Annotated in this window: 25 protein-coding genes and 1 other annotated feature; of the genes, 21 read left to right on the top strand and 4 right to left on the bottom strand. The window is 40.8% G+C overall.

Annotated elements, in window-relative coordinates; translation table 11 throughout:
• The first annotated feature begins 2 nt into the window (after nt 1-2).
• On the top strand, nt 3-2,594 hold the full coding sequence (clpB, locus tag ACIGG7_RS13050; protein ID WP_224941554.1) for an ATP-dependent chaperone ClpB: 2,592 nt from the start codon (nt 3-5) through the stop codon (nt 2,592-2,594).
• 28 nt (nt 2,595-2,622) lie between these two features.
• Here clpB and ACIGG7_RS13045 read toward each other — a convergent pair whose 3' ends face one another.
• On the bottom strand, nt 2,623-2,805 hold the full coding sequence (locus ACIGG7_RS13045) for a DUF2929 family protein (RefSeq protein ID WP_219166952.1): 183 nt from the start codon (nt 2,803-2,805) through the stop codon (nt 2,623-2,625).
• A 236-nt stretch (nt 2,806-3,041) separates the two neighbouring features.
• Here ACIGG7_RS13045 and ACIGG7_RS13040 point away from each other — a divergent pair, with 236 nt between their 5' ends.
• From ACIGG7_RS13040 to ACIGG7_RS13025, 4 genes are all read left to right on the top strand, one after another.
• Nucleotides 3,042-3,785, top strand: coding sequence for a hydrolase (locus ACIGG7_RS13040; RefSeq protein WP_224941553.1), 744 nt, complete (start codon nt 3,042-3,044; stop codon nt 3,783-3,785).
• 22 nt (nt 3,786-3,807) lie between these two features.
• A complete protein-coding gene (locus ACIGG7_RS13035) occupies nt 3,808-4,524 on the top strand; it encodes a hypothetical protein (protein WP_397549912.1) in 717 nt (238 codons plus the stop codon).
• Between the two features lie 112 nt (nt 4,525-4,636).
• Nucleotides 4,637-5,605 (top strand): BMP family ABC transporter substrate-binding protein, encoded by a 969-nt coding sequence (locus ACIGG7_RS13030; protein ID WP_397549911.1) that lies wholly within the window; start codon nt 4,637-4,639, stop codon nt 5,603-5,605.
• Nucleotides 5,602-5,790 (top strand): ComZ family protein, encoded by a 189-nt coding sequence (locus tag ACIGG7_RS13025; RefSeq protein WP_224941550.1) that lies wholly within the window; start codon nt 5,602-5,604, stop codon nt 5,788-5,790. Before ACIGG7_RS13030 ends, ACIGG7_RS13025 begins: the two co-directional genes overlap by 4 nt.
• A gap of 61 nt (nt 5,791-5,851) precedes the next feature.
• On the opposite strand, the gene ACIGG7_RS13020 is transcribed toward ACIGG7_RS13025, so the two are convergent.
• Nucleotides 5,852-6,058, bottom strand: a complete 207-nt coding sequence (locus ACIGG7_RS13020; protein WP_224941549.1) for a hypothetical protein — start codon at nt 6,056-6,058, stop codon at nt 5,852-5,854.
• 200 nt (nt 6,059-6,258) lie between these two features.
• On the opposite strand from ACIGG7_RS13020, the gene ACIGG7_RS13015 reads away from it, so the two are divergent.
• The 5 genes from ACIGG7_RS13015 (at nt 6,259) to ACIGG7_RS13000 (ending at nt 10,578) form a co-directional block, all read left to right on the top strand.
• A complete protein-coding gene (locus tag ACIGG7_RS13015; protein WP_224941548.1) occupies nt 6,259-7,191 on the top strand; it encodes a beta-ketoacyl-ACP synthase III in 933 nt (310 codons plus the stop codon).
• A gap of 51 nt (nt 7,192-7,242) precedes the next feature.
• Nucleotides 7,243-8,487 carry a beta-ketoacyl-ACP synthase II gene (fabF, locus tag ACIGG7_RS13010; protein ID WP_397549910.1) on the top strand — a complete coding sequence of 415 codons (1,245 nt, stop codon included), beginning with the start codon at nt 7,243-7,245 and terminating at the stop codon, nt 8,485-8,487.
• 151 nt (nt 8,488-8,638) lie between these two features.
• Complete coding sequence (locus tag ACIGG7_RS13005) at nt 8,639-9,400, top strand: DUF2268 domain-containing putative Zn-dependent protease (protein ID WP_397549909.1); 762 nt, start codon at nt 8,639-8,641, stop codon at nt 9,398-9,400.
• 123 nt (nt 9,401-9,523) lie between these two features.
• Nucleotides 9,524-9,745 (top strand): YuzI family membrane protein, encoded by a 222-nt coding sequence (locus ACIGG7_RS23735; protein WP_224941545.1) that lies wholly within the window; start codon nt 9,524-9,526, stop codon nt 9,743-9,745.
• Nucleotides 9,746-9,828: 83 nt separating this feature from the next.
• Nucleotides 9,829-10,578 (top strand): YjbA family protein, encoded by a 750-nt coding sequence (locus ACIGG7_RS13000; protein WP_224941544.1) that lies wholly within the window; start codon nt 9,829-9,831, stop codon nt 10,576-10,578.
• A 103-nt stretch (nt 10,579-10,681) separates the two neighbouring features.
• Here ACIGG7_RS13000 and trpS read toward each other — a convergent pair whose 3' ends face one another.
• Together trpS and ACIGG7_RS12990 are read right to left on the bottom strand one after the other, a co-directional pair.
• On the bottom strand, nt 10,682-11,680 hold the full coding sequence (gene trpS / locus ACIGG7_RS12995; RefSeq protein WP_224941543.1) for a tryptophan--tRNA ligase: 999 nt from the start codon (nt 11,678-11,680) through the stop codon (nt 10,682-10,684).
• Nucleotides 11,681-11,732: 52 nt separating this feature from the next.
• Nucleotides 11,733-11,965, bottom strand: a binding site (T-box leader).
• Nucleotides 11,966-12,008: 43 nt separating this feature from the next.
• Nucleotides 12,009-12,392, bottom strand: a complete 384-nt coding sequence (locus tag ACIGG7_RS12990; protein WP_224941542.1) for a DUF3899 domain-containing protein — start codon at nt 12,390-12,392, stop codon at nt 12,009-12,011.
• A gap of 508 nt (nt 12,393-12,900) precedes the next feature.
• On the opposite strand from ACIGG7_RS12990, the gene ACIGG7_RS12985 reads away from it, so the two are divergent.
• The 11 genes from ACIGG7_RS12985 (at nt 12,901) to ACIGG7_RS12935 (ending at nt 25,616) form a co-directional block, all read left to right on the top strand.
• On the top strand, nt 12,901-14,553 hold the full coding sequence (locus tag ACIGG7_RS12985; protein WP_224941541.1) for a peptide ABC transporter substrate-binding protein: 1,653 nt from the start codon (nt 12,901-12,903) through the stop codon (nt 14,551-14,553).
• 172 nt (nt 14,554-14,725) lie between these two features.
• A complete protein-coding gene (gene opp3b / locus ACIGG7_RS12980; protein ID WP_224941540.1) occupies nt 14,726-15,655 on the top strand; it encodes an oligopeptide ABC transporter permease in 930 nt (309 codons plus the stop codon).
• On the top strand, nt 15,655-16,680 hold the full coding sequence (gene opp3C, locus ACIGG7_RS12975; protein WP_224941539.1) for an oligopeptide ABC transporter permease: 1,026 nt from the start codon (nt 15,655-15,657) through the stop codon (nt 16,678-16,680). Before opp3b ends, opp3C begins: the two co-directional genes overlap by 1 nt.
• Before the next feature lie 18 nt (nt 16,681-16,698).
• Nucleotides 16,699-17,769, top strand: a complete 1,071-nt coding sequence (locus ACIGG7_RS12970) for an ABC transporter ATP-binding protein (protein WP_224941538.1) — start codon at nt 16,699-16,701, stop codon at nt 17,767-17,769.
• Entirely contained in the window at nt 17,769-18,704 is a 936-nt protein-coding gene (locus ACIGG7_RS12965) for an ABC transporter ATP-binding protein (protein ID WP_224941537.1), read from the top strand. Before ACIGG7_RS12970 ends, ACIGG7_RS12965 begins: the two co-directional genes overlap by 1 nt.
• 215 nt (nt 18,705-18,919) lie before the next feature.
• Nucleotides 18,920-20,119, top strand: coding sequence for a putative glycoside hydrolase (locus tag ACIGG7_RS12960; RefSeq protein WP_224941536.1), 1,200 nt, complete (start codon nt 18,920-18,922; stop codon nt 20,117-20,119).
• A gap of 292 nt (nt 20,120-20,411) precedes the next feature.
• Nucleotides 20,412-20,984, top strand: a complete 573-nt coding sequence (locus ACIGG7_RS12955) for a GNAT family N-acetyltransferase (RefSeq protein ID WP_224941535.1) — start codon at nt 20,412-20,414, stop codon at nt 20,982-20,984.
• Between the two features lie 299 nt (nt 20,985-21,283).
• The gene (gene spxA, locus ACIGG7_RS12950; RefSeq protein ID WP_032089161.1) at nt 21,284-21,679 is read left to right on the top strand and encodes a transcriptional regulator SpxA; all 396 of its coding nucleotides are present in this window, start codon (nt 21,284-21,286) and stop codon (nt 21,677-21,679) included.
• A gap of 332 nt (nt 21,680-22,011) precedes the next feature.
• The gene (gene mecA / locus ACIGG7_RS12945; protein WP_224941534.1) at nt 22,012-22,683 is read left to right on the top strand and encodes an adaptor protein MecA; all 672 of its coding nucleotides are present in this window, start codon (nt 22,012-22,014) and stop codon (nt 22,681-22,683) included.
• A 151-nt stretch (nt 22,684-22,834) separates the two neighbouring features.
• On the top strand, nt 22,835-24,340 hold the full coding sequence (gene cls / locus ACIGG7_RS12940) for a cardiolipin synthase (protein WP_224941533.1): 1,506 nt from the start codon (nt 22,835-22,837) through the stop codon (nt 24,338-24,340).
• 88 nt (nt 24,341-24,428) lie between these two features.
• Complete coding sequence (locus tag ACIGG7_RS12935; RefSeq protein WP_224941532.1) at nt 24,429-25,616, top strand: competence protein CoiA; 1,188 nt, start codon at nt 24,429-24,431, stop codon at nt 25,614-25,616.
• The last annotated feature ends 21 nt before the right edge of the window (nt 25,617-25,637 follow it).

The raw sequence follows: 25,637 nt of genomic DNA, 5'->3' as shown, positions 1-25,637 counted from the left end.
CGGTGAATGTTGAAAATCTGACTCACAGCATTCAACAAGGATTGGAATCGGCTGGGCAATTGGCCCAAGAAAAGCTACATACTGATGTCGGTGTATTTCATTTATGGAGGTCACTCTTAAAGGCAGAAGACGGATTCCTTGGAACCATTTACGATCGGGCAGGATTGAACATACAAGGGATGTTGGAGTGGTTAGATGAGAAGTTAGATACCATGCCTGCTGTAGAAGGGGAGGGAATCCAATATGGACAGTACCTTTCAAGGGACGTTCACCAACTTCTACAGGACAGTGAACGTCTAAAGAATAAATGGGATGATGACTACGTCTCTATTGAACATCTTGTACTCGCGTTGTGGAAACAAAAGAATCATGCAGTAACAGAATATTTAACGAAACAAAATGTAACTGAAAATGAGTTGCTAGCCATTATTGAAGAGATCAGAGGAGGGAGTAAGGTGACAACGCAAAACCCCGAAGTGAAGTACGAAGCCCTAAAAAAATATGGAAGAGACCTTGTGGCAGATGTCCGTTCAGGAAGAATCGATCCTGTTATAGGAAGGGATAGCGAGATTCGCCATGTCATCAGGATTCTGTCCCGTAAGACAAAGAATAACCCCGTCTTGATCGGTGAGCCAGGCGTAGGGAAGACGGCCATCGTTGAGGGTCTTGCTCAGAGAATTGTCAGGAAGGATGTTCCTGAAGGCTTGAAGGATAAGACGATTTTTGAATTAGACATGAGCTCATTGGTCGCAGGTGCTAAATTCAGGGGAGAATTCGAGGAACGGTTAAAGGCTGTTCTACAAGAAGTGAAAAAGAGTGAAGGACGCATTCTTCTATTTATTGATGAGCTTCATACGATTGTCGGTGCAGGAAAGACGGAAGGAGCCATGGATGCAGGGAACATACTGAAACCGATGCTTGCAAGAGGAGAGCTCCATTGTATCGGAGCAACGACCCTCAACGAATACAGAAAGTATATTGAAAAGGATGCAGCCTTGGAAAGGCGGTTTCAACAAGTACTCGTACAGGAGCCGGACGTGGAAGATACGATTTCCATCTTGAGGGGATTAAAGGAACGATTTGAAATCCATCATGGAGTCAATATTCATGACCGCGCTATCGTAGCTGCATCCAGGCTGTCAGACCGCTATATATCAGACCGGTTCCTGCCGGATAAAGCGATCGACTTGATTGATGAGGCATGTGCGATGATCCGAACAGAAATCGACTCGATGCCGTCCGAGCTCGATGAAGTAACACGTAAGGTGATGCAGCTTGAAATTGAAGAAGCGGCTTTGAATAAGGAAAAGGATGCTGCCAGTCTTCAAAGACTCGAGCGTATCAGGGAAGATCTAAGTAATCTAAAGGAAAAAGCCAATAGCATGAAATTAAAATGGACAAAGGAGAAGGAAAGCATCGCAGTCGTTCAAGAGAAACGGGAAGAGCTTGAGAAACTTCGGCGCATGCTAGAGGAAGCTGAGAGCGATTATGACCTCAATAGGGCCGCTGAACTCAGACATGGCCGGATTCCGGCAATGGAAAAGGAGCTTGAAGCAGTAGAACAGGAAATGATGAAAGAACAAGATGGCAGGCTGCTGCGTGAAGAAGTGACAGAAGAAGAAGTCGCTAACATTGTAGCGAGATGGACGGGAATACCTGTGACAAAGCTTGTGGAAGGGGAACGAGAGAAGTTATTGAAACTTGATCGCATTCTGCATGAGCGGGTGATTGGACAGGATGAGGCTGTTCAATTGGTCAGCGATGCAGTCATTCGGGCGAGGGCAGGAATCAAGGATCCGAATAGACCGATTGGTTCCTTCATTTTCTTAGGACCTACAGGTGTTGGAAAGACAGAGCTTGCCAAGACGCTAGCCCAAACGTTGTTTGACAGCGAAGAGCAGATGATTCGCATCGATATGTCTGAATATATGGAAAAACATGCGGTTTCACGGTTGATTGGTGCACCACCGGGTTATGTTGGATATGAAGAGGGCGGCCAGTTGACAGAGGCAATCAGGCGTAAACCCTATTCTGTCATATTGTTGGATGAGATTGAAAAAGCCCATCCGGAAGTATTCAATATTCTTCTGCAGATGCTCGATGACGGCCGGATCACTGATTCACAGGGTAGGACCATTGATTGTAAAAATACAGTCATCATTATGACGTCCAATATTGGTTCGGCTCATCTTCTCGAACGGAATAAAGGAGAAGATGAGATCGACAATGAAACAAAAGATCTCGTAATGGGGCAACTGCGCTCTTACTTCCGTCCAGAGTTTCTTAACCGGGTGGATGACATCGTCCTATTCAAACCGTTAAGTATCGGAAATATTAAAGGGATCATTGATAAGCTCATAGAAGAACTCCAGCATCGGGTGGAGGATCAGCATATCACGCTTTCCCTTACAGACAGGGCGAAAGAGTTCATTGCTGAATCAGCCTATGATCCTGTTTATGGAGCTCGACCTTTAAAGAGGTACCTACAAAGGGAGATCGAAACAAGGCTTGCACGGGAGCTCATTGCCGGGCATATCAGAACGGGTCAAACCATCACCATCGATGCAGGAGAAGATGGATTGATGATACATTAAAAAAAAGCAGCCGTATTGGCTGCTTTTTTTAATGGTTTTCGACAGGCTCGTTTGGAATAACAAGCGTGATAAGGAATACCAATACCGCGAAACAAACGGTAAGGATCAGTCCAGTTTGAAAATGGAATTCGATTCCATTCATGGAGCTTACTACGTAAGTCAACATTTCAGATAATGCAAAAGCCCAGAAAAACATCCAGAAAAATCTCACGCCAAGTCACCTCATTCCTATGTAATCAACTAAATCAATCGTATGTTGTCACTCATTTCAATCTTTCTTATTTTACCACAGCTAACTCAATTAATAAATGACTAATCTGTGAAATGTAAACCCTGTCATGATAGACGGAATTTGCAAATAATAGGGTGGCATTGGGCGTTCTTCCTTACCATTACTGATTTTTCACATAAACTATAAAGACTTACTATGTAAAAGGAGAAATTTGAATGTATCAGCGATTGTTTCAATTAGAGCAAGAGTGGTGCATGATTCATTATCCTGAACGCCCGAACGGATTCGCTGTAATGATCATTGGGGATTCCCATCACTATGTAGATGGGAAAAGCAGCTTTTGGATTCAGCATGAGGCACGCCATAAGTGGATTCAAGACCTGACCGCAAAGGGATATATTGTGTATTATAGTAATCTATATGGAGCGAATTGGGGTAGCGATCAAGCCGTGCAACTGTCCAGGCGACTTTATCAGTACGTGAAGAGGAATGAAATCATCAATGGAAAAATCCATATATTAGCAGAAGGTATGGGCGCATTAGTTTTGAAAAATTTGTACCCGAAATTGGAACATGATATTAGAAGCGTCGTCATTCTTTCACCTTGTGTGTCATTATATGATCACTTGGAACAAGAAAAGGAACAGAAATTTTTTTATAAAAAAGTGATAAAAGAGCTTTCACAGATGCTCAGGGTGAAGGAAGAGGAATGTGAAGCCTTCATCTCCAAGCAGTCCCATGACTACGAAATCTTCAAGACCATCTCGACACCACTATATATTGTACAGTCGATGACTCTTAATCGTTATAAAAATCAGTTCTCACTCATAAAAGATATATATACGGAGCGTTTACAAAATGGAATTTCAACGGATCTGTTTTTTGTCCTTCCTGAGAAACGGGGAACCCTCGGAGGAAAATTTGCCTCTTACTTTTCCTTACATGAGAAAGAGTTATAACTAACATATTGGAGTGATTGATTTGGATCATGCATTTGTATTTGCTGCACAACAGTTTTTGGGATTTGAGCTCTGTGACGCCCTTCTGGAAAAAGGATGGACTGTGACCGCCATTGATGAGAATAAAGCATTTGAGGATAAATGGCTGCAAATTGGAAGGAATGCAAATCTTGAGTACGTTCCATATGGGGATTGGAATCAGAACGTAAACTCAGAATGTACTGTGTTCCTTCCATATTATGACCAATTAAGAGGGGAAAAGGGCAGTTACTTGACAGCGGTGGATGGGCTCCTTGGAAAAATGGACCAGCCCCCCCATGTGGTTCGGATTTATTCGAATGAATTTGGAATTCGGAATGTTGAATCGGAGGGATCAATCTTTTACATTCCCACACTATACGGCATGCATCAACCGGAGGATTTTCTGTTTGCACAACTGTTAATGGGAAGGGAAGAAATCTCGGGATTTGTAGATGATCCAACGGGCGCGATATATGTGAAGGATGCTGCCAGAGCAATAGTCAATCTTTCATCAAAAAAAGAACGATTCATCCTTAAACCATTATCTGAAAGAAGTTGGAACGAAGCTCTTTCGTATATATCGGATGAAGAGTTTTCAACAAAATTTCGCCACGGCACACCAAAAGGTAAAGAGATCATTGTCAGACCATCCAAGTCTCATGAGAGCATTATTGATCAACAGCGAAAAGGGATTCACATGCATGAAATTCAGGAATGAGAAAACTTTTCCTTTTCATGAGGAGGAAGGTGAGGGTAAAATAAGGATGATGTAATAATTTTCTATTGTCCTTTTTATAGATGCTGCACGAGCTTTGAAGGAGTTGCTGCATATGATGAAGAGATGTTACGCGTTATTCTTGGTTGCATTCCTGCTGGGGCTAAGTGGTTGTTCAACAGGGAATAGCGCAGAAATAGACAAGGTAGGTTTATTGGTTCCTGAGGCAGTAAATGATGGAGTATGGGGAACGAAGGGATATAAAGGATTATTAAAAATACAATCGGAATATAATGCAGATGTCTTCTATAAAGAAGGAATGAAGAATGATACATCAATCAAGCAAGCAGTGAATGAATTTGATAAAAAAGATGTTACTTTAGTATTTGGGCACGGGAGTGAGTATGCCGAGGTATTTAATAATCTGTCCGCTGACTACCCTAACATTCATTTTGTCAGCTTTAATGGGGATGCCACTGAGAAAAACACGACAAGTCTGCGATTCAAGGGATACGCAATGGGTTTTTTTGGAGGTATGACAGCAGCCTTTCACTCTAAGACACATAAGGTCGGTGTGATCGCTGCCTTCGATTGGCAGCCGGAGGTTCAGGGGTTTATTGACGGGGCGAAATATCAAAACAGTGACACAGAGCTTGAGGTGAAGTACACCAATCACTGGGATGATTCAACTGCCGCACTTAATGAGTTAGACCGCTTAATAAGCGAAGATGTCGATGTTGTATATCCTGCAGGTGACGGCTATAATGTAGCTGTAATCGAAAAGCTTAAGGAAAAGGGACTTTATGCAATTGGGTATGTATCGGATCAATCAGATCTTGGGGAATCAACGGTCTTGACGAGCACTGTTCAGCATGCGGATAAGCTGTATAGTATTGTGGCCGATAGGCTCGTAAATGACAAGTTGGATTCCGGTAACCTGGAGTTTGATTTCGAAGACGGAGTCATATCCATGGGCAAATTCAGTCCCGTCATTCCGAAGGATTTTCAATCTGAAATGAAAAAGCATATTCAAAACTATATCGATACCGGCAAATTGCCGAATGGAAAGGAATCAAAGCAATGAATCAAGATAAAACAATGGAATTTATGCAGATTGCCATGAAGTACTTCCCACAAGCGAAGGAACAGCTGGATCAAGCAGGGGTCGAATTCTCACCTGAAATGTTACAGCCATTCATGACGCTATTCACACAGGTCATGAATGAGGCATATGAATTAGGTAAACAGGACGCCTTACATAAAGAGTAAGTGTATGAAAGAACGGGTCATCGAATAACGATGGCCCGTTTTTTTATGATTTACAACAGCTTTATTTGCCGTTTTTTAAAAATGGACTGATTTTCTTATAAAGGGGTTTTAACTCATCAATGGAATTCATGATAGATTGAACTCCGTCAAGCAGTGATCCCCCATCTGTCTTATTCTCTCCTTGTTGTAAAGTAGGTACTTCCTGGTTCTTCCTGCGTCCCCCGAACATCATCTGTTCAAATGGATGTTGCCGTTTTTCTTCAGACACATCATCACCCCCTCTGACTACTAATTAACCTATGATTGATGGGGTTGTACGAGTATGGTCAAACGTGTAGAAGAATGGAAGAAGTAAAAAATAATTGCAGAAAGTAGAAATCTTCGATAAAATTAGTACCAAGTCATAATAATTGATAATAAACCTAAAGTATATGAAAAAAATATAAAACGAAAGTAGGGAACGCCAGTATGAATACAGGTATTATTGGAATTGGACGTTATCTTCCTGAAAAGATTTTGACAAACGCCGACCTGGAGAAAATGGTGGATACTTCGGATGAGTGGATTCGAACACGGACAGGCATTGAAGAGAGAAGAATAGCTAATAATGAAACAAATACCTCTGACATGGCTTTTGAAGCCGCTAAAAAGGCCATCGCCGATGCAGAGATCACCCCTGAAGATATCGATATGATCTTGGTTGCAACGGTTACCCCTGACTATCCATTCCCTTCTGTCGCATGCCTTCTTCAAGAACGATTGGGAGCTAAGAAGGCTGCGGCAATGGACATCAGTGCCGCTTGTGCCGGCTTTATGTATGGTATGATTACAGCAAAGCAGTTTATCGATAATGGTGCTTACAAGCATGTCCTAGTCGTTGGTGTGGAGAAACTATCTAAGATCACAGATTGGGAAGACCGGAATACAGCCGTTTTATTCGGGGACGCAGCAGGTGCAGCCATTCTAGGACCCGTTCCTGATGGTAAAGGAATTCTTGCCTTCGAATTAGGATCTGATGGATCTGGAGCTAAGCATTTGTATCAAGACGAAAAATTGATCATGAACGGACGCGAAGTATTTAAGTTCGCGGTACGTCAAATGGGTGAATCCAGCATCAATGTCATTGAAAAAGCTGGATTGAAAAAAGAGGATGTGGATTTCCTGATTCCTCACCAAGCCAATATCCGAATCATGGAAGCTGCGAGACAACGGCTGGAGTTGCCGGTTGAAAAGATGTCCAAGACCGTCAATAAATATGGAAACACTTCAGCGGCTTCTATCCCAGTATCCTTAATCGAGGATCTGGAAGCGGGAAGAGTGAAAGAGAACGATGTCGTCGTCATGGTAGGATTCGGTGGCGGTTTAACATGGGGCGCGATCATCATGCGCTGGGGTAAATAATTGATAATCATAAGACAATCTACAACATGCAGATAAAGGAGATGGATTTAAATGAATAAGAAGCGTGTAGTCGTGACGGGCTTAGGCAGTGTCACGCCGTTGGGTAATGATGTTGAATCGACCTGGTCGAATATTTTAGCAGGGAAAACGGGTGTAGGACCATTAACGCGTTTAAACGCTGATGAGTATCCTGCAAAGGTGGCAGCAGAGTTAAAAGACTTTAATATAGAAGATTTCGGGGTGGAAAGAAAAGAAGCCCGAAAGATGGACCGCTTCACTCATTATGCGATTGCCGCATCCTTAATGGCTGTTAAAGACTCGAAACTTTCCATCACAGAGGAAAATGCTCACCGAGTCGGGGTATGGATCGGTTCTGGTATCGGGGGAATGGAAACATTCGAACAACAATACGAAACATTCCAAAAACGCGGATACCGTAGGGTAAGTCCATTCTTCGTACCGATGATCATTCCTGATATGGCTGCAGGACAAGTGTCCATCATGCTGGGAGCGAAAGGATTCAACTCTTGTACCGTAACGGCATGTGCAACAGGTACCAACTCCATCGGAGACGCGTTTAAAGTCATTCAGCGCGGTGACGCTGATGTAATGGTTTCAGGTGGAGCTGAAGCTCCAATCACCAAAATGTCCGTTGCCGGTTTCTGTGCAAACACAGCCCTTTCCACTAACACGGACCCTGAAAAAGCTTCAAGGCCTTTTGACGCAAACCGTGATGGTTTCGTAATGGGAGAAGGAGCGGGTATCGTCGTGCTTGAGGAGCTTGAGCATGCCCTTAAACGTGGAGCGACGATTTATGCGGAAATCGTCGGATACGGATGTACTGGAGATGCTTATCATATCACTGCGCCTGCACCAGCTGGTGAAGGCGGGGCGAGAGCGATGAAGATGGCACTGGAAGATGGCGGAATCCTTCCTGAAGAGATGGATTATATCAATGCTCATGGAACAAGTACACCATATAATGATAAATACGAAACGATGGCCGTGAAGGAAGTATTCGGGGAGCATGCATACAAATTAGCGATGAGCTCAACGAAATCCATGACGGGTCACCTTCTTGGAGCAGCAGGAGGGGTGGAAGCGATTTTCACAGTCCTTGCCATGAAAGACAGTATTCTGCCTCCTACCATCAATATTGAAACACCTGATCCAGACTGTGATCTTGACTATGTAGCAAACGAAGCAAGAGAGCAGGCAGTGAATGTAGCGATGAGTAACTCATTAGGATTCGGTGGTCACAATGCTACCATCGTATTCAAAAAGTATACGGACTAAATGAAACATGAGAGCCCCCAATCGAATTTGGCGGGCTCTTTTTTTGCATTCAGCTCCATAGGCGATTAAAGCTTACCCGTTGATGCTTTTCCGGTTGTGAATACACTCTTCCTTACATATAGATATAAAAAGCCGGAAAAGAGGGATGAAGGTGGCTGTTGCTCCTACCGATGTATGGTTAGAAGATTTAATCAGTAAGCCATTAGAACTGCTGAAGAAAACAATCAACGGTAAAGAGGACCAACAATCGTTTTACCACTATTTGATGAAGCATGGAATGTACCGGTCTGCACAGCATGCCGGTGACATCTTTGAGAAGTTGAAAGAAAAAGATATCTGGGCGAGATTTTCATTATATGAAAAGAAATACAGAAGGAAATGGAATGGCCCGAGTGTTCCGATTTATTTATTCCCCGTGCAGGAAAAAAGGGGGATGTTTCAGTCTTCAATGAAAAAATCAGGGGTGTGCTTCAAAGATGAAATATTCTTCTTTATCACTGACCAGGAAGACCCAAAAGAATATGAAGCACTATTTGTACATGAATACCATCACTGTGTCAGAATGAAGAAATTAAGTAAAAAGGAAGACCAATATACGCTGCTTGATTCCATTATCTTTGAGGGGCTCGCAGAAAATGCCGTCCGGGAATACTGTGGGGAGAAGTATGTAGCCCCATGGACCAAAGCGTATGAGGAAGCAGAGTTGTCAAGCTTCTATGATAAATGGATAGAACCCAATTTGGATGTGAAACGACGGAGCCCCCTGCATGATCAGCTTCTTCTTGGTCAGAAATCCTATCCGAATATGCTAGGCTATTCTTCAGGTTATCGATTAGTCCAAAACTATTTAAAAAACCAGGATACATCAACGATTTCACTCTTTGGTAAACCGTCGTCAATATTTTTACCATAGAATTCAGGGCAGTAACCGTGAAAATAGGCACCGGGTTCCGTCATATCTTCCCATTCCTTTCATAAACTATAGAAAGCATGGACGAGCTCCATTATCTTAATGTAAGGGATAGAGGCGGAAGGTATGGTGGGACAATTGTTTGGGCTCTTTATAGGATTTGGACTGGCTGTTTCAGGAGGGGTAAGCTTAATCATGTATTTAAATCTGCTCACGACTGGAATGAGTTTTACAGACTATATTTTTTTCGTGTCCTCTAGAATCGAATGTTATTTACTTCTATTAGGACTCCTCATCATTACGCTCTCGATTTATATACCCCGCAGAAAAAACAATGACTATCTATAAAACCCTGATTAATAGGAATAAATTTACACAGATTAGCCTATACTGATTGACAAATAAGATTGAAGCAAAGCGAGGGGTCAATCATGTTATATCTTCATGATGTATGGGTAAATTGGTTCGAAGGCGAAGAAAATGGCTATAATGTCTGCCATTTTCATGAGTGGAGAAAAGAGGACGTCATTGAATTATTAGATCAGGTTCCTCTGATTAAAGTGGACAAGTCACTGTTTCATTACATCGAGAATGATTTATCAGAGTTACCTCAACAACTGCTTAATAATGTCTATCAGAAAGCATACTTGCGAAAAAACCATGAACGGATACAGTTGGATTATTGCTTTATCGTCACAGATGGTACGGGAATACTTGCAATTGACACAATCGGGTATACTGTGCCAATCAGGAAGAGCAGGCTGATACCAAGACAAGAGCAATTGGTTTACGAAATGGTGGAAAGCCATGAAACGGTGCAGTACTCCATTCAGCAGGATCCGAAAAGAGAGGATGCCTATCACATCCTTTCACCGAATCCATATATGATGAGTGGACTGACGAGAAAAGAAAGGCAATTGAAGCAGCTGTTATTCATGGCATTGGATCAACTTCACAGTTCGAATAATACTGCGGAAATCCGATACTGGTATACGGAATGGGCACCTCAGCGCTACCGGACAATCCAAGCGATGGACTTTGAAGAAATATGGCAGATGCTCTATGAAGAAACCCAGTACGGTTGGTCGGACAAGCACCTGACACTGTGTGAGAACCTTATTAAAGGACAGCCCTTTTTTGAAAAACTGTGGGAAGTCGAGAATCGTCCAAAGGTAAATTAATGTATCCCTCTAAACCTTGAGCCGAGAAAGTGGCTTAAGGTTTTTTGTTAAAAGTAAATAAAAAACGACGGGACACTGGTATTGCCGTGTCTCGTCGTTTTTATTATTTTCTCTTTCTTTCTTTTCGTCCCAATCCCATCGCCTTTTCCATCTTTTTAAGCATTTTGTTTGCGGTGAAGTTCGCTTTTTCGGCACCGCGGTCCAGAATATCATCCAATTCCTCGGAATTGATCAATTCATAATAGCGGTCCTGTACAGGCTTAATGGCATTTACAACCACTTGAGCCAAGTCACCCTTGAAGTCTCCATATCCTTTGCCTTCATATTTCTGTTCAAGCTCTTCTATAGAACTACCTTCAAGAATCGAATAGATGGAAAGGAGGTTAGACACTCCCGGTTTATTTTCTTTATCGTATTTCACGATGCCATCTGAATCGGTTACGGCGCTTTTAATTTTCTTCTCAATTTGTTTCGGATCGTCGAGGAGTGTAATGAACGCCTTCTGATTCGAATCGGATTTACTCATTTTCTTTAATGGATCCTGTAGGGACATCACTCGTGCACCGACTTTAGGGATGCGGACTTCAGGTACTGTAAAGATATCATTGTATTTATTGTTGAATCGCTCAGCAAGGTTTCTTGTCAATTCAAGATGCTGCTTCTGATCCTCCCCGACTGGAACCAAATCCGTTCCGTATAACAGGATGTCTGCAGCCATTAAAGGAGGATACGTCAATAACCCTGCAGAAACGGCTTCTTTCCCATGGGATTTGTCTTTGAATTGAGTCATTCTTTCTAGTTCTCCAATATAGGTGACACATTGTAAAATCCATCCTGCCTGTGCATGTGCAGGGACTTCCGATTGAATGAATAATGTCGATTTCTCAGGATCGATTCCACAAGCGATATAAAGGGCAGCCAGACTGCGGATATTTTTTCGCAGCTCCATTTTATCCTGGGCCACTGTAATGGCATGTTGATCGACTACACAGAAATAACAATTATATTCCTCCTGGAGTTCTGTGAATTGCTTCATCGCTCCAATGTAATTGCCGAGAGTAATCGTTCCGCTCGGCTGAATGCCGCTAAAGATTGTTTTCATCTCTTTTTCCTCCTATATATAAACAAAATAAAAACCCACCCGTCCTATAAAAAATAGGGACGAATGGGATCATTTCCGCGGTGCCACCCTAAGTGCTCGAATGAGCCAGCTTAGTCCATGTTGAACATGGAACCCCTTTAACGTGAGGTTAATCCGTTATAAGCTACTCCGGTTCACAAATAAAGCTCAGAAGTCCATTCCTATTCTAATGAATACTTGTTCGCACCGGCCACAAGCTCTCTTTAAATCATATAGAAAAGTACTACTCTTCATCCTTGCTTTTCACTCAATTCATATAAGTACATTATATGAAAATGAGCTGAATAATTCAAGTGTACAGAAGATAGGTCAACACAATGGACAACACCAGAGTCACAGCTCCGAGTGTCAATAAAGACTTAGTAATGGAATAGGAGCGTTTGACACTGAATTCTTCATGGGCTTCCTTTGTTTCGTCCAGCTCATCGAACTCAGAAGCGTACTTTCCGAGTTTTGAGCTCTTTCGGAAACGCTTGATTGCGTACACGAGCCCATTGAAAAAACCCTTTTCGAAAATATATAGAAGGGAACCGAGACAGACATACAAAATCCCGATAATAAATAAGCTGTCTATAATTGAAAGAAGCAGGTTTTTCTCTTGAAGTGACGCCACCACAACAGCAATGACGAATAAAAGGAATGTAAGGATAGTAAATAGATTGATTCGTTTCATAATACTCCTTTAAGTGTTTTTATCAAAAGTATACATGAAGGATTATAAAGAATTCAATCCTCACTCATGGATATTCAATTCTTCTCAAAGTGAATAAGTAGTACCGACACACAGCCACTTGGGAATACAATATGATGAGAGCGGAATATTGCTGAAGATGTTAACTGAAATAAGTATGAATTCTATCATTTATATTTAGTCTGGAAATTTAATATTTATAACAAGAGAGAATTTCAAAGAGCAGGAACCCTGTTTAAAGGACAGTAATATTTAGCCTATGAGAATTTACGTTTGTAACAATTGTAATAGGACGAACTCTCCAAAATGTTTAAAAGAAACGTTGATATTACAGGGTTTCAATATCAATATACCTACTAATCTGATAATTTAGCAAAAAAACTGTTAAATTCATATTGCAATAATTTCTCTATCATGTATAATAAGTAACAAATCTTCTGAAAATTAGAAGATAAATAAATATGAGATTTACGAGGAGGTCAATTTCAAGATGAAGAAAAAGTTTTCATTCTTGCTGGTTCTTCTTCTGGCTCTCAGTACTTTCCTAGCTGCTTGTGGCGGCGACAAGAAGACTGACAGCAAAGAGGAAGGAACTGGTGCAGGCGGTTCTGACGAAAAGAAAGAACAAGTACTTAACCTGCTGGAGGCGTCTGAGATCCCATCAATGGACTCTACTCTAGCAACTGACTCTGTTTCATTCAAAGTAATGAACAACGTATTCGAAGGTCTTTACCGATTAGGTGAAAATGACGAGGCTGTACTTGGTATGGCTGCTGAAGAACCACAGATCAGTGAAGATGGTAAAACATACACGTTCAAGATCCGTGATGCGAAATGGTCAAACGGAGATCCTGTTACAGCGAACGACTTCGTTTACGCTTGGCAAAAAGCTTTAAACCCTGATACTGGTGCAGAGTATGCGTACATCATGTACGATATCAAAAACGCTGCTAAAGTAAACGCTGGTGAAGTGCCAGTTGAAGAATTAGGTGTTAAAGCAATTGATGACAAAACATTAGAAGTTCAGCTTGAAACAGCTGTACCATATTTCAAAGCATTACTTTCTTTCGCAACATTCTATCCACAAAACCAAAAATTCGTTGAGTCTCAAGGCGATAAATTCGGTCTTGAAGCTGACACTGTAGTATATAACGGACCTTTTACTCTTTCTGAGTGGAAGCACGAACAAAGCTTTAAATTAACTCATAACGATAGCTACTGGGATGCAGACACTGTTAAGTTAAAAGAAGTGAACTTTAATATCGTTAAAGACACTGCTACTGGAGTTAACCTTTTTGAAACAAACAAAGCTGATGTTGCTGGTCTTTCAGCTGAATTTGTAGACAAATACAAGTCAGATGAAAACTTCAAAACAAAAGCGGATACTGCTGTATACTTCCTGCGTTTAAACGAAGGAAATGAAGTGTTGAAAAACGTAAACGCACGTAAAGCAATTGACTCTGCTTACGACAAAGAAGGTATGGTTGAGGTTCTTCTTAACAATGGATCTATCCCTGCTAACTACTTAGTACCTAAAGATTTCGTAACGGGTCCAGATGGTACTGAATACCGTGAAGCGGTTGGCGATTTCGGTGGATTTGACACTAAAAAAGCTGCTGACTATTGGGCTAAAGCGAAAGAAGAGTTAGGTAAAGATTCTATTGAATTAGAACTATTAAACTATGACTCTGACAGCTCTAAAAAGATCGGTGAGTTCTTAAAAGAACAACTTGAGCAAAATCTTGAAGGTTTAACTGTCAACATCAAAGCACAACCATTCAAGCAAAAACTTGAATTAGAATCGAAAGGTCAATATGACTTCTCATTCGCTGGTTGGGGTCCTGACTATCCAGATCCGATGACATTTGTTGACATGTTCGTGACTGACGGTGCTCATAACCAAATGGGTTACTCTAACCCTGAATATGACAAGTTAATTGAACAAGCTAAAGGTGAACTTCTTGATGATCCTGAAGCTCGCTGGCAAGCAATGGTTGATGCAGAGAAGATCCTTTTCGACGATCAAGCAATCAGCCCAATGTACCAACGTGGAACTGCTTTCTTAGAGCGTCCATATGTTAAAGGTCTGTTACGTCACTCATTTGGTGCGGATGCATCTTACAAATGGGCTTCAATTGAGTAGTATTTAACTCATTCGACAAACCTTAAAAGGGAGAGCGTATGCATAGGCATATGCTCTCCTTTTCCAGTGAATGTCGGTAATTATCACAAAAATAAAAATTTATTGAAAATTTGTCGAAATTCGCTATAATTGAGAATGTAGAAAAAATAAGATAAAAAAGGGGGGCTAAAGAATGGTCAAATATACAATTCAACGTATCGTTTATATGATCATCACTTTGCTTATCATTGCAACCGCCACTTTCTTTCTGATGAAGCTCCTACCTGGATCTCCACTGCAAAACACAGAAAGGCTTACTCCGGAACAACAACAAATCATCCTGGATAAATATGGTTTGAACGACCCGCTGCCAGAACAATACATTAACTACATGGTAGGGTTAACGAAAGGTGATTTAGGCTTATCCTTCCAATATGATAACCGCCCAGTAACAAGCTTGATAGGAGACCGAATCGGTCCTTCAGCTCTAATAGGTTTTCAGGCAATGGTATTAGGGACTTTCCTAGGATTAATCATTGGAATCATAGCAGCTATTAAGCATAATAGTTGGATTGATTATGGTTCAACTACTCTTGCGGTATTGGGTATTTCAATTCCTTCATTCGTATTTGCAGGTCTCCTTCAATATTATGTTGGTGTTAAACTGCAATGGCTACCAGTAGCGCTTTGGGGTGAGTATAAACATACAATCCTTCCAACGCTTGCATTGACGGTATTAGTTGTTGCAACGATTGCTCGTTTTATGAGAACAGAAATGCTTGAAATCCTGAACTCGGATTATATTCTTCTTGCTAAGGCAAAAGGAATTACAAAGGCAGGGACAATCGTGAAGCACGCAGTTAGGAATGCGATGATCCCTATCATAACGATTTTGGGACCGATGACTGTAAACATTATGACCGGTGCCCTAGTAGTAGAAAAGATCTTCGCGGTTCCTGGATTGGGTGAACAATTCGTCCGTTCAATTGAGTTAAATGATTATACAGTGATTATGGGAATTACATTGTTTTATAGCGCACTATTCATTGGTGTCATTTTCTTGGTGGATATCCTTTACGGTATCATTGATCCCCGTATTCGCTTAGCTGGAGGGAAGAAATAATGGAAGCAAACAAAAAGAAGTTGGATCAACTAAGTCCAGAACTCTTCCAACCTCAAAAGGCAGATGAAGGTCAGGCTGAAAAAATTTCACGAAAAAGCTTAAATTTCTGGCAGGATTCCTGGATTCGTTTAAGGAAAAATAAAGGGGCAGTCCTTGGTATGATCATTACATTGGTCATCATCCTGTTTGCTACATTTGGACCGGGAATGAACGAATATAAATTTAGTGATCAAAACATACGTCACGCAAAACTCCCACCTAAAATTGAAGCGCTTTCAGGATTGAGTTGGCTTCCGTTTGATGGGAAGGATGCTGACGGCTTCGATGTATATGAAGCAAGGCAAATCGAGGAAAATTATTGGTTCGGTACTGATGATTTGGGTCGTGATCTTTGGACACGTACTTGGAATGGTACGAGGATTTCCTTGTATATCGGTATCCTAGCTGCTGTAATTGACTTCATAATTGGTATTTCCTATGGTGGAATTTCCGGCTACTATGGCGGAAGAGTGGATAATATTATGCAACGTATCATTGAGATTCTGGTAGGAATCCCGAATCTTATTGTGGTCATACTATTCATTCTCATTTTTGAACCTGGTGTATTTTCCATAACAATGGCGATGGTTATAACTGGATGGACAACCATGGCCCGGATTGTTAGAGGGCAGATACTTCAATTGAAAAATCAGGAGTTTGTTCTCGCCTCACGTACCTTGGGGGCAACAAGTAATCGATTGATTTTTAAGCACCTACTTCCAAACGTAATGGGACCAGTCATTATTACAACAATGTTTACAGTTCCTTCAGCAATCTATACAGAGGCTTTCTTAAGCTTCATCGGATTGGGAATTGCACCACCAAAAGCATCTTTAGGTTCATTGGTTAATGACGGCTATAAATCTATTCAGTCATTCCCACACATGATGCTCGTTCCATCCGTGGTAATCTCGTTACTTATCTTAAGTTTCAACTTAATGGCGGATGGTCTGCGTGATGCACTTGATCCGAAAATGCGTAAGTAGTAGAAGGGAGATAATAATATGTCAAAAATTTTAGAAGTGAACGATCTACACGTCTCCTTCAATACGCATGGAGGAGAAGTACAAGCTGTACGCGGTGTGGATTTCCATTTAGATAAAGGTGAAACATTAGCGATTGTTGGGGAATCTGGTTCTGGGAAATCCGTTACGACGAAAGCCCTTATGAGATTGATTCCAAACCCGCCTGGATTCATTAAGGGTGGAGAAATCCTTTTTGAAGGAAAAGATTTAGCAAAGCTTCCAGAGAAAGATATGCAAAAGATCCGTGGGAAGGACATCTCAATGATCTTCCAGGATCCAATGACGTCTTTAAACCCGACAATGACAATTGGGAAACAAATCATGGAACCTCTTGTGAAACACCAGAACATGAGTAAAAATGATGCGAAGAAACGCGCCATTGAATTGCTTAAATTAGTAGGTCTTCCAAGTCCGGAAACTCGCTTTAAACAGTATCCACATCAATTTTCCGGCGGTCAGCGTCAACGTGTCGTCATCGCGATTGCACTTGCTTGTAATCCTAAAATCCTTATTGCCGATGAGCCAACAACGGCATTGGACGTTACGATACAGGCTCAAATCCTTGAACTGATGAAGGACCTTCAAAATAAAATCGAAACATCCATCATTTTCATCACCCATGATTTAGGGGTTGTTGCCAATGTTGCCGATCGTGTTGCGGTAATGTACGGAGGACAAATCGTAGAAACTGGAACGGTAGATGAAATATTCTACGATCCACGTCATCCTTACACATGGGGATTGATTGGTTCAATGCCTACAACTGAAACAGAAGGTGAGCAGGAGCTGGTTGCGATTCCTGGTACTCCTCCTGATTTATTGAATCCTCCTAAGGGAGATGCATTTGCTCTTCGAAGTGATTATGCATTGAAAGTGGACTTCGAACAAGAGCCACCATATTACCAGGTGTCAGATACTCACTATGTGAAATCCTGGTTGCTGCATCCGAGTGCCCCACAGGTTGAGCCTCCGGAAGCAGTGAAAGTAAGACAAAGACAAATGCCGTCAAACTTTAAAGAACCGGTGCTTGTTGAGGGGGTTCGTTCATAATGGCAGAAAAATTATTAGAAATTAAAAATCTTAAACAGTATTTCAATCCTGGTAAACCGAATATGGTTAAAGCGGTTGACGATATCAGTTTTGATATTTATAAAGGCGAAACACTTGGTCTTGTTGGTGAATCAGGTTGTGGAAAATCCACTACCGGTCGTACAATCATTCGTTTATATGACGCCACTGATGGGCAAGTACTCTTTAATGGTGAAGACGTTCATGGTAAAAAGTCACGCTCACAATTAAAGAAGTTCAACCGTAAAATGCAAATGATCTTCCAGGATCCTTATGCGAGTCTTAATCCTCGTATGAAGGTTGCGGATATCATTGCTGAAGGTATCGATATCCATGGCTTAGCTTCTTCAAAAGAAGAACGCTTAAAAAAAGTCCATGAGCTTCTTGAAACGGTGGGCTTGAACAAAGAGCATGCCGGCCGCTATCCACATGAATTCTCAGGTGGACAGCGTCAGCGTATCGGAATTGCCCGTGCCCTGGCTGTAGATCCTGATTTCATCATTGCCGATGAGCCGATCTCTGCCCTGGACGTTTCAATCCAAGCGCAAGTTGTAAATCTTATGCAAGAGCTTCAAAAAGAAAAGGGCTTAACCTATTTGTTTATTGCCCATGACCTTTCCATGGTAAAGTATATCAGTGACCGTATCGGTGTTATGTATTATGGAAAACTGGTTGAATTGGCACCAAGTGATGCTCTATATAAAAACCCGCTTCACCCTTATACTCAATCGCTTCTATCTGCGATACCGTTACCGGATCCCGAGTATGAGCGCACACGCAGAAGAAAAGAGTATAATCCAGCTGTTCATAACTATACAGAGAATGAACAACTTGAAATGCGTGAAGTGGCACCAGGACATTTCGTTCATTGTTCTGAAAAAGAATTTGCCCAATATCAAGCATCATACAAAAATTAATAAAGTGAAAAAGCTCCCTTCATTGAGGGGAGCTTTTTTCATGGATACTTCTCATATTTGAAGAAAATCATATGATATATAGAAGATCATTCATTTCCTTGGAAATTTCGACAGACTAGGTGGATTCACCCTTTTCTTACAAGTAATTTCCTTGTTAAAATAGAATAGGAGGTTACATAATTTACTAGATAGCTTGTTTTATAGAGGAGAGGTTAATGTTGAAATGGAGTAAGGTAGCGACATCTTTATGTTTAGTCACACTATGCGTCACGCCGTTTCAATCAGCACTCGCTGCTGAAGGAGGACCGGCAAAAAGCCATGAGAAGAGAACGCTCTCGATGAGTAAGAAAGAGATAGCAAGTCCAGTACCTCGTTTTGTATATGACTCTGGCTTGAATTTTGAGTATCCGGATGCGATTAGGGGCGTTTATGTAACAGCACATTCAGCTGGTGGAGCACGTTTTGATACTCTTACTAAATTAATGGATGATACTGACCTGAATGCAATGGTCATTGATATTAAGGATGACGTGGGAAATTTAACTTATGTACCTGAATCGTCTTCTCCATACGCTAAAGTGGGTCAGCCATATATCAAGGATCCAAAAGCTGTGTTAAAAAAGTTAGAGGAAAAGAAAATCTACCCGATTGCAAGGGTAGTGGTTTTCAAGGATACGGTCCTTGCCAATCAACGACCGGACTTGTCTTTTAAAGACGGCGATAAGGTCTGGTCAAATGGAGGGGGTGACTCCTTCGTCAATCCATTCCTTAAAGAAGTATGGGATTACAATGTAGGGATTGCAATAGAAGCTGCAAAAATGGGCTTTCAGGAAATCCAATTTGACTATGTTCGATTCCCGGAAGGATTCGAAAAGCGTGATAATGAACTGAAATATAATGGCGGGGAATATGCAAAAGAGGACATTGATAATGTTCAGAAGCGTGTGCATGCCGTTACCGACTTTGTTGAATACGCCCATAAAAAATTAGAACCTTATGGTGTGAAAGTATCAGTTGATATCTTCGGTTACACGGCAACACTTCCCGAAGCACCCGGTATCGGTCAGAACTTCTCTAAAATATCAGAGAATGTAGATGTCATATCATCCATGATCTATCCGAGTCACTGGACCCCTTATTTCGGGATTGCAAAACCTGATTTACAACCATATGAATTAGTGTCTGAATACACCAAGGTTGAAAAGGCGAAAATAGCTGAGCTAAAGAATAAGCCTATTTCCAGGCCGTGGCTCCAGGATTTCACCGCTTCCTGGTTGGGCAGCGGCAACTATAAACCATATGGTAAAGCGGAAGTAGAGGCCCAGATCAAAGCTTTAAATGATCAAGGGGTCAATGAGTTCCTTCTTTGGGATGCCGGTAATTCATACACTGAAGGAGTAGATTATACGCCTTAACAGAAGAAAATGACCTGTAACGTTACAGGTCATTTTTTATTTTAATCAGTGTTAATATCCCTGAAAAATGGCTTTCCGTTTGAAAAATAACAGATATATTGGTATCATTAAGATATTGGTAAGATTAACCGCTTTCAACCACATATTCCCCTTCATGGGCAGTCAGCCTGTGATTCCGTATTATTATCCCACGGATAAGACTAACATCTAACATAAACAAATCATTCTTGAGAAACATAATGGTATCACGTTAGTCAAAGTCATTTAAAAATTCAATTGAAGGAGTAGATCCATGCACTGGTATGAAAAGTTAAATCAATATTTCCCTGTAGAGGAAATGAAATCAAAAGAGCATCTTGAATCCCTTCTTAAAGATAGAAGCGACATCTACCACAAGGATGAGGGTCCTCATCATGTACTTATGTATGCTGAACTGGATGAGTTCATTTTCATTGATTATCTGTTTGTATCTAAAGATGCCCGCGGACAAGGATTGGGCCATAAATTGCTAGATAAGCTGAAGGAAAAAAAGAAAGCGATTATTCTGGAAGTTGAACCTGTTGATTATGATGATACTGATACTGAAAAGCGCTTGAAGTTCTATAAACGAGAAGGATTTGAACACGCCGTCAGTATTGGATATGCCCGCCGTTCACTGGCAACGAACGAGATAAATGAAATGGAAATTCTTTATTGGGCACCCAGTGATGAATCCGAAGATCTTATTTTCGATTCGATGAAGAAAACGTATGAACTGATTCACACCTATAATGACCAAAAATTTTATGGTGCATCCTATCAGCCTGTAGAAGAGGTATTAAAGAAAGATAAAGATCGTGATGGTGATGTCCTTAAAAATCTTTAAGACAGAATAACCTTATTGTCTATTCGCAATAAGGTTTTCTAAATGAAAAAATGGAATTGTTCAATATTATGTTTAAGCTAAAGATGTACAGGGTAAAGCGATACTAGAAGCAGAAGATTCAGCTATGTTATACCTATGTATAGGAAATTTGACAAATTAGTTAAAACTATGTTCAATGGACTGTTATTCATGTATAATACATAATAGAGATTTCTTATTTAAACTAATTTTAATGTACAGCCGATGTTTAAATAAAGTACTCTATCATTAAAAATTCCTTAAGGGAGTGTGAATGATTCGTGGTTACATTATTCACTTCACCTAGTTGTACATCTTGTCGCAAGGCAAAAGCTTGGTTAGAAGAGCATGAGATTCCATATACAGAACGCAACGTATTTTCTGAACCGTTAAGCATTGATGAAATTAAAGAAATCCTTCGCATGACTGAGGATGGAACAGATGAAATTATTTCAACCCGTTCTAAAACATTCCAAAAGCTTAATGTGGATCTAGAAACTTTACCACTTCAAGAGTTGTTTGAACTCATTCAAAAAAACCCGGGTCTTTTAAGGCGTCCAATCATCCTCGATGAAAAACGTCTTCAAGTGGGTTACAACGAAGATGAAATCAGACGATTCCTTCCAAGAAAAGTTCGCACATTCCAACTTCTGGAAGCGCAAAGGATGGTCAATTAGAGCTGCCTTTGCATGAGAATATATAAGTGAAAGGGGCTGACCCTTTAAGGAACGTTGCGTCTCCTTTCGGGTCAGTCTCTTTTATATTAGATTAGGTATTATCACTTGAATTTTCTGCAAATATTCGCTAAAATGTCAAAAACACCTAATGGGATTTGTGAGAAAAAAATGGGTGTTAGTTTAATTCCATTTTCAGTGTTACTATCATAAAATAGAAGTACAAGGTACAAACTAACCTAAATGTATCTTCTATCTTCACCAGCAATCGAGCATTACCTGCTCAGAGGGTGTAGTCCCTTCACTAACATCATGCAAGAAGGGAGAGGTGTTAATTGGAAATCGAACGCATTAATGAAAATACCGTCAAGTTTTACATTTCTTACGGAGATATAGAAGATCGTGGATTTGACCGCGAAGAAATCTGGTATAATCGCGAAAGAAGCGAAGAATTATTCTGGGAAATGATGGATGAAGTTCACCAGGAAGAAGATTTTGGAATTGAAGGACCGCTTTGGATCCAAGTTCAGGCGTTGGATAAAGGACTTGAAGTACTTGTTACAAGAGCTCAGGTTTCAAAAGATGGTCAACGATTTGAACTTCCGATTCCAGAGGATAAGCTCAAGGAACTTCCTGTAGATGAGCGTATAGAAGAGCTTCTGGATCAACACTTCCAAATCAAGCAGGACCAGGACGGAGAAACTGAAGTAGTATTGGATTTCACATTGAAATTCAACGATTTTGAAGATGCCATTTCTCTTTCCCAGCGAATGAAAGATTTGCCTGTGGAGCACTTGGAAACAAAGCTGCTTGCATTCGAAGATAGATATTTTATTTACGTTAAATTTTCAGAAGAACACTTTGCAGAAGAAGATATCGACAATACGTTAAGTATACTGCTTGAATATGCTGATGAATCACGAATGACCGTCCATCGCCTTGAAGAGTATGGTAAAATCGTCATTCAGGAGAATGTCTTTAAGACACTTAGTGAGCACTTTTCGTAAGATTCAATACCGGTTTCATACAGAAATCGGTATTTTTTATATTTATTTACTTGTCATACGATTTATTCCTTTAGTATTGTGGGTGGATTCCTTCATTTTTATCAGTGCTTCACATTTAAGAGACATTAAGCCGGTGGAAGGTGTTTTGTGAATGAAAAATACAGTGCGGGTCCTCTTATTTATTGCTGTTCTCATATTGAGTTATATTTTCTATTTCGATCAGTATTTATCCGGAATGGTAAAGTATATTAGTATTGTCTTTACATTCTCGGTCATTGTCATTGGCTTCCTCATTTTCTTTGAAAATCGCCACCCTACCCAAACATTGACATGGCTGGTCGTATTAGGAGCTTTTCCGTTTTTGGGCTTCATTTTTTATTTATTATTTGGACGGAATTATCGAAAAGAAAAAATGTATAAGAAAAAGTACATACTGGATCAGGAAACGTATAACAAATTTGAGCCTGGACCGAAGGAAATCAATGCTGAAATGTTTGGGTTGTTCCAAGAGAAGCATTTCCAGCTTGCACAGAGAATCGGGAATAGTGCCATCTCTTTTTCAAGCGAAACAAAACTCTTGACGAATGGCACGGAGACATTTGGTGAAATTCTAACATGGTTAAAGACGGCAAAGCATCATATTCATATGGAATATTATATTGTACGACATGACGAGATTGGAAATCAGATAAAGGATATTCTCATTGAACGTGCGAACGATGGGGTCAAAATCCGGTTCCTATATGATGCTGTCGGAGCCTGGCAGTTATCTAGGGACTATATCAATGAATTGAAACAAGCAGGAATTGAAGTGGTTGCCTTTGGTCCTGTGAAAATTCCCGTTCTCAATAATAAGTTCAACTTTCGCAATCATCGTAAAATCATTGTCATCGATGGCAGTATCGGATTTGTAGGGGGGCTTAATATCGGGGACGAATATTTAGGCAAGAACCCCCATTTCGGCTTCTGGAGGGACACTCATCTATTTGTAAGGGGAGAAGCGGTCCGGACTTTGCAGTTGATCTTTCTTCAGGATTGGTATTATATGACGAATGATGACTTCCTGACTCCTGGATATCTAAGTCCTGATCCGATTGAAAATAGTCATGACGGCGGAGTTCAGATGATTGCAGGTGGACCTGATAATGAATTGAGCGTTTTAAAGAATATATTCTTCTCGATGATTACTTCGGCAAGAAAGAGTGTTTGGGTGGCTTCCCCCTATTTTGTGCCGGACGAAGACATTTTCTCAGCCCTTAAGATTGCGGCTTTAAGTGGTGTCGATGTGAGACTGTTAGTCCCTCATAAACCCGACAAACGAATCGTATTCCATGCCTCCCGCTCCTATTTTCCGGATCTTCTGGAGGCGGGCGCACGTATTTTTGAATACCAAAAGGGATTCATGCATAGTAAGATTGTAATAGTTGATGAAGAAATGGCTTCGATTGGAACATCGAATATGGATATGAGAAGTTTTCACCTGAATTTTGAGGTGAATGCATTTCTGTATAAAACGGAAAGTGCAGCCTCCATTGTAAAGGAATATCTTCATGACTTGGAAGACTCGGAAGAATTGAAGTTGGAAGAATTTCAGAAAAGACATCTTGGTTACAGGATTCTGGAATCCACTTCACGATTGATGTCTCCTCTTCTATAATACAATGCCTTCAAGTTATTTTAGCTTGAAGGCATTTTTATGCAGGAATTTCACGGTTTTTGGCGAATGAATCATGAGGAGGTGTTCTATGTTAACCGCTTTAGTAAATCAGAAAATATTCACGACGATCCATTTCACCAGGGAAGATTTGAAAAGGGTAAGAAGTGATGGCATGCAATTCCAATGTCCATATTGTTCTTCGGGACTGATTTTGCGCATCGGAAATCGAAATGTCCCACATTTTGCCCATGTCTCCCATGCTGGATGTATCGTGGAAAAGGAAAATGAGTCCCCGAAGCACCTGTTAAGCAAGCAGCTTTTGTATGACAGATTAAACTCTCTCTATAAAAATGTAAAACTCGAGCACTATTTGAAAGAGATCAAACAGATCGCTGATATTTATGTGAAAACAGATGACAGGGAGATTGCGATCGAAATACAATGTTCCACTATCCCGATTCCTGAAATGGAGGAACGTACACATGGGTATCATCGAAATGGCATAACCCCTTTTTGGATCCTCACTCAATCATTGAAGCGTAAAGAACTCCTGAAGCTATCTACTTTCCAACAAGCATTTATCCGGTATTCACCGGACTTACATTATTTTCTCCTTCATTTTCTCCCTGAAATCAGCAGCTTTCACCTGTATACCCATCTCTATCCGGTTTCAAATTCTCGTTTCTTGACAGAAGCCCCTGTCACAATCCCCGTTGATCAGATTACCCTACCTTTCACCATACCGAATGCTTCCTTGCAACACCCTAACCCCTTTTCCGCATGGAACCATTATAGAATGAAATGGATATATAACAAACTTAATTATAATAAAACGGGGAGAGATGCGTTCTTAAGAGAAGTGTACGGGGAAGGGGATACATTTTTGTATCTTCCCCTTTACATCGGCCTTCCGGTTATCCCACACGGAATGATGATCAAAAATCATGAGGTGGAATGGCAATACTATATTTGGAAAGACAGTTTGAAGAAGTGTGGGGCATTTACAGTGGAGAGTGTGTATCACGGGTTAAATAAGAGGCTTATAGAAGGTCATATCGAGCTCCGCGGACTTCCGTTAATAAAAATAGAAGAAGGGTTAAGAAACGTTGTTAGAGGATATTTAAGTCTGCTTGAAGGGCTGAAGGTGATTGAAAGAACAGATGATCAACATTTCCAGCAAACCAATACCTGGAGCTGCCCGAATCATTTTTCAGCCTTTGAGAAGCATCGTCATGATTTTTTTCCCAAGTGGAAGCATATATTAAAAAAGGTGTAATCAAAATTGGATTGTTGCAGG

It is taken from the genome of Rossellomorea sp. NPDC077527 (assembly GCF_044542955.1).
Taxonomy (GTDB): Bacteria; Bacillota; Bacilli; order Bacillales; family Bacillaceae_B; genus Rossellomorea; species Rossellomorea aquimaris_E.
The sequence above is the reverse complement of the archived record's forward strand: the minus strand, read 5'-3'. Positions and strand labels throughout refer to the sequence as shown.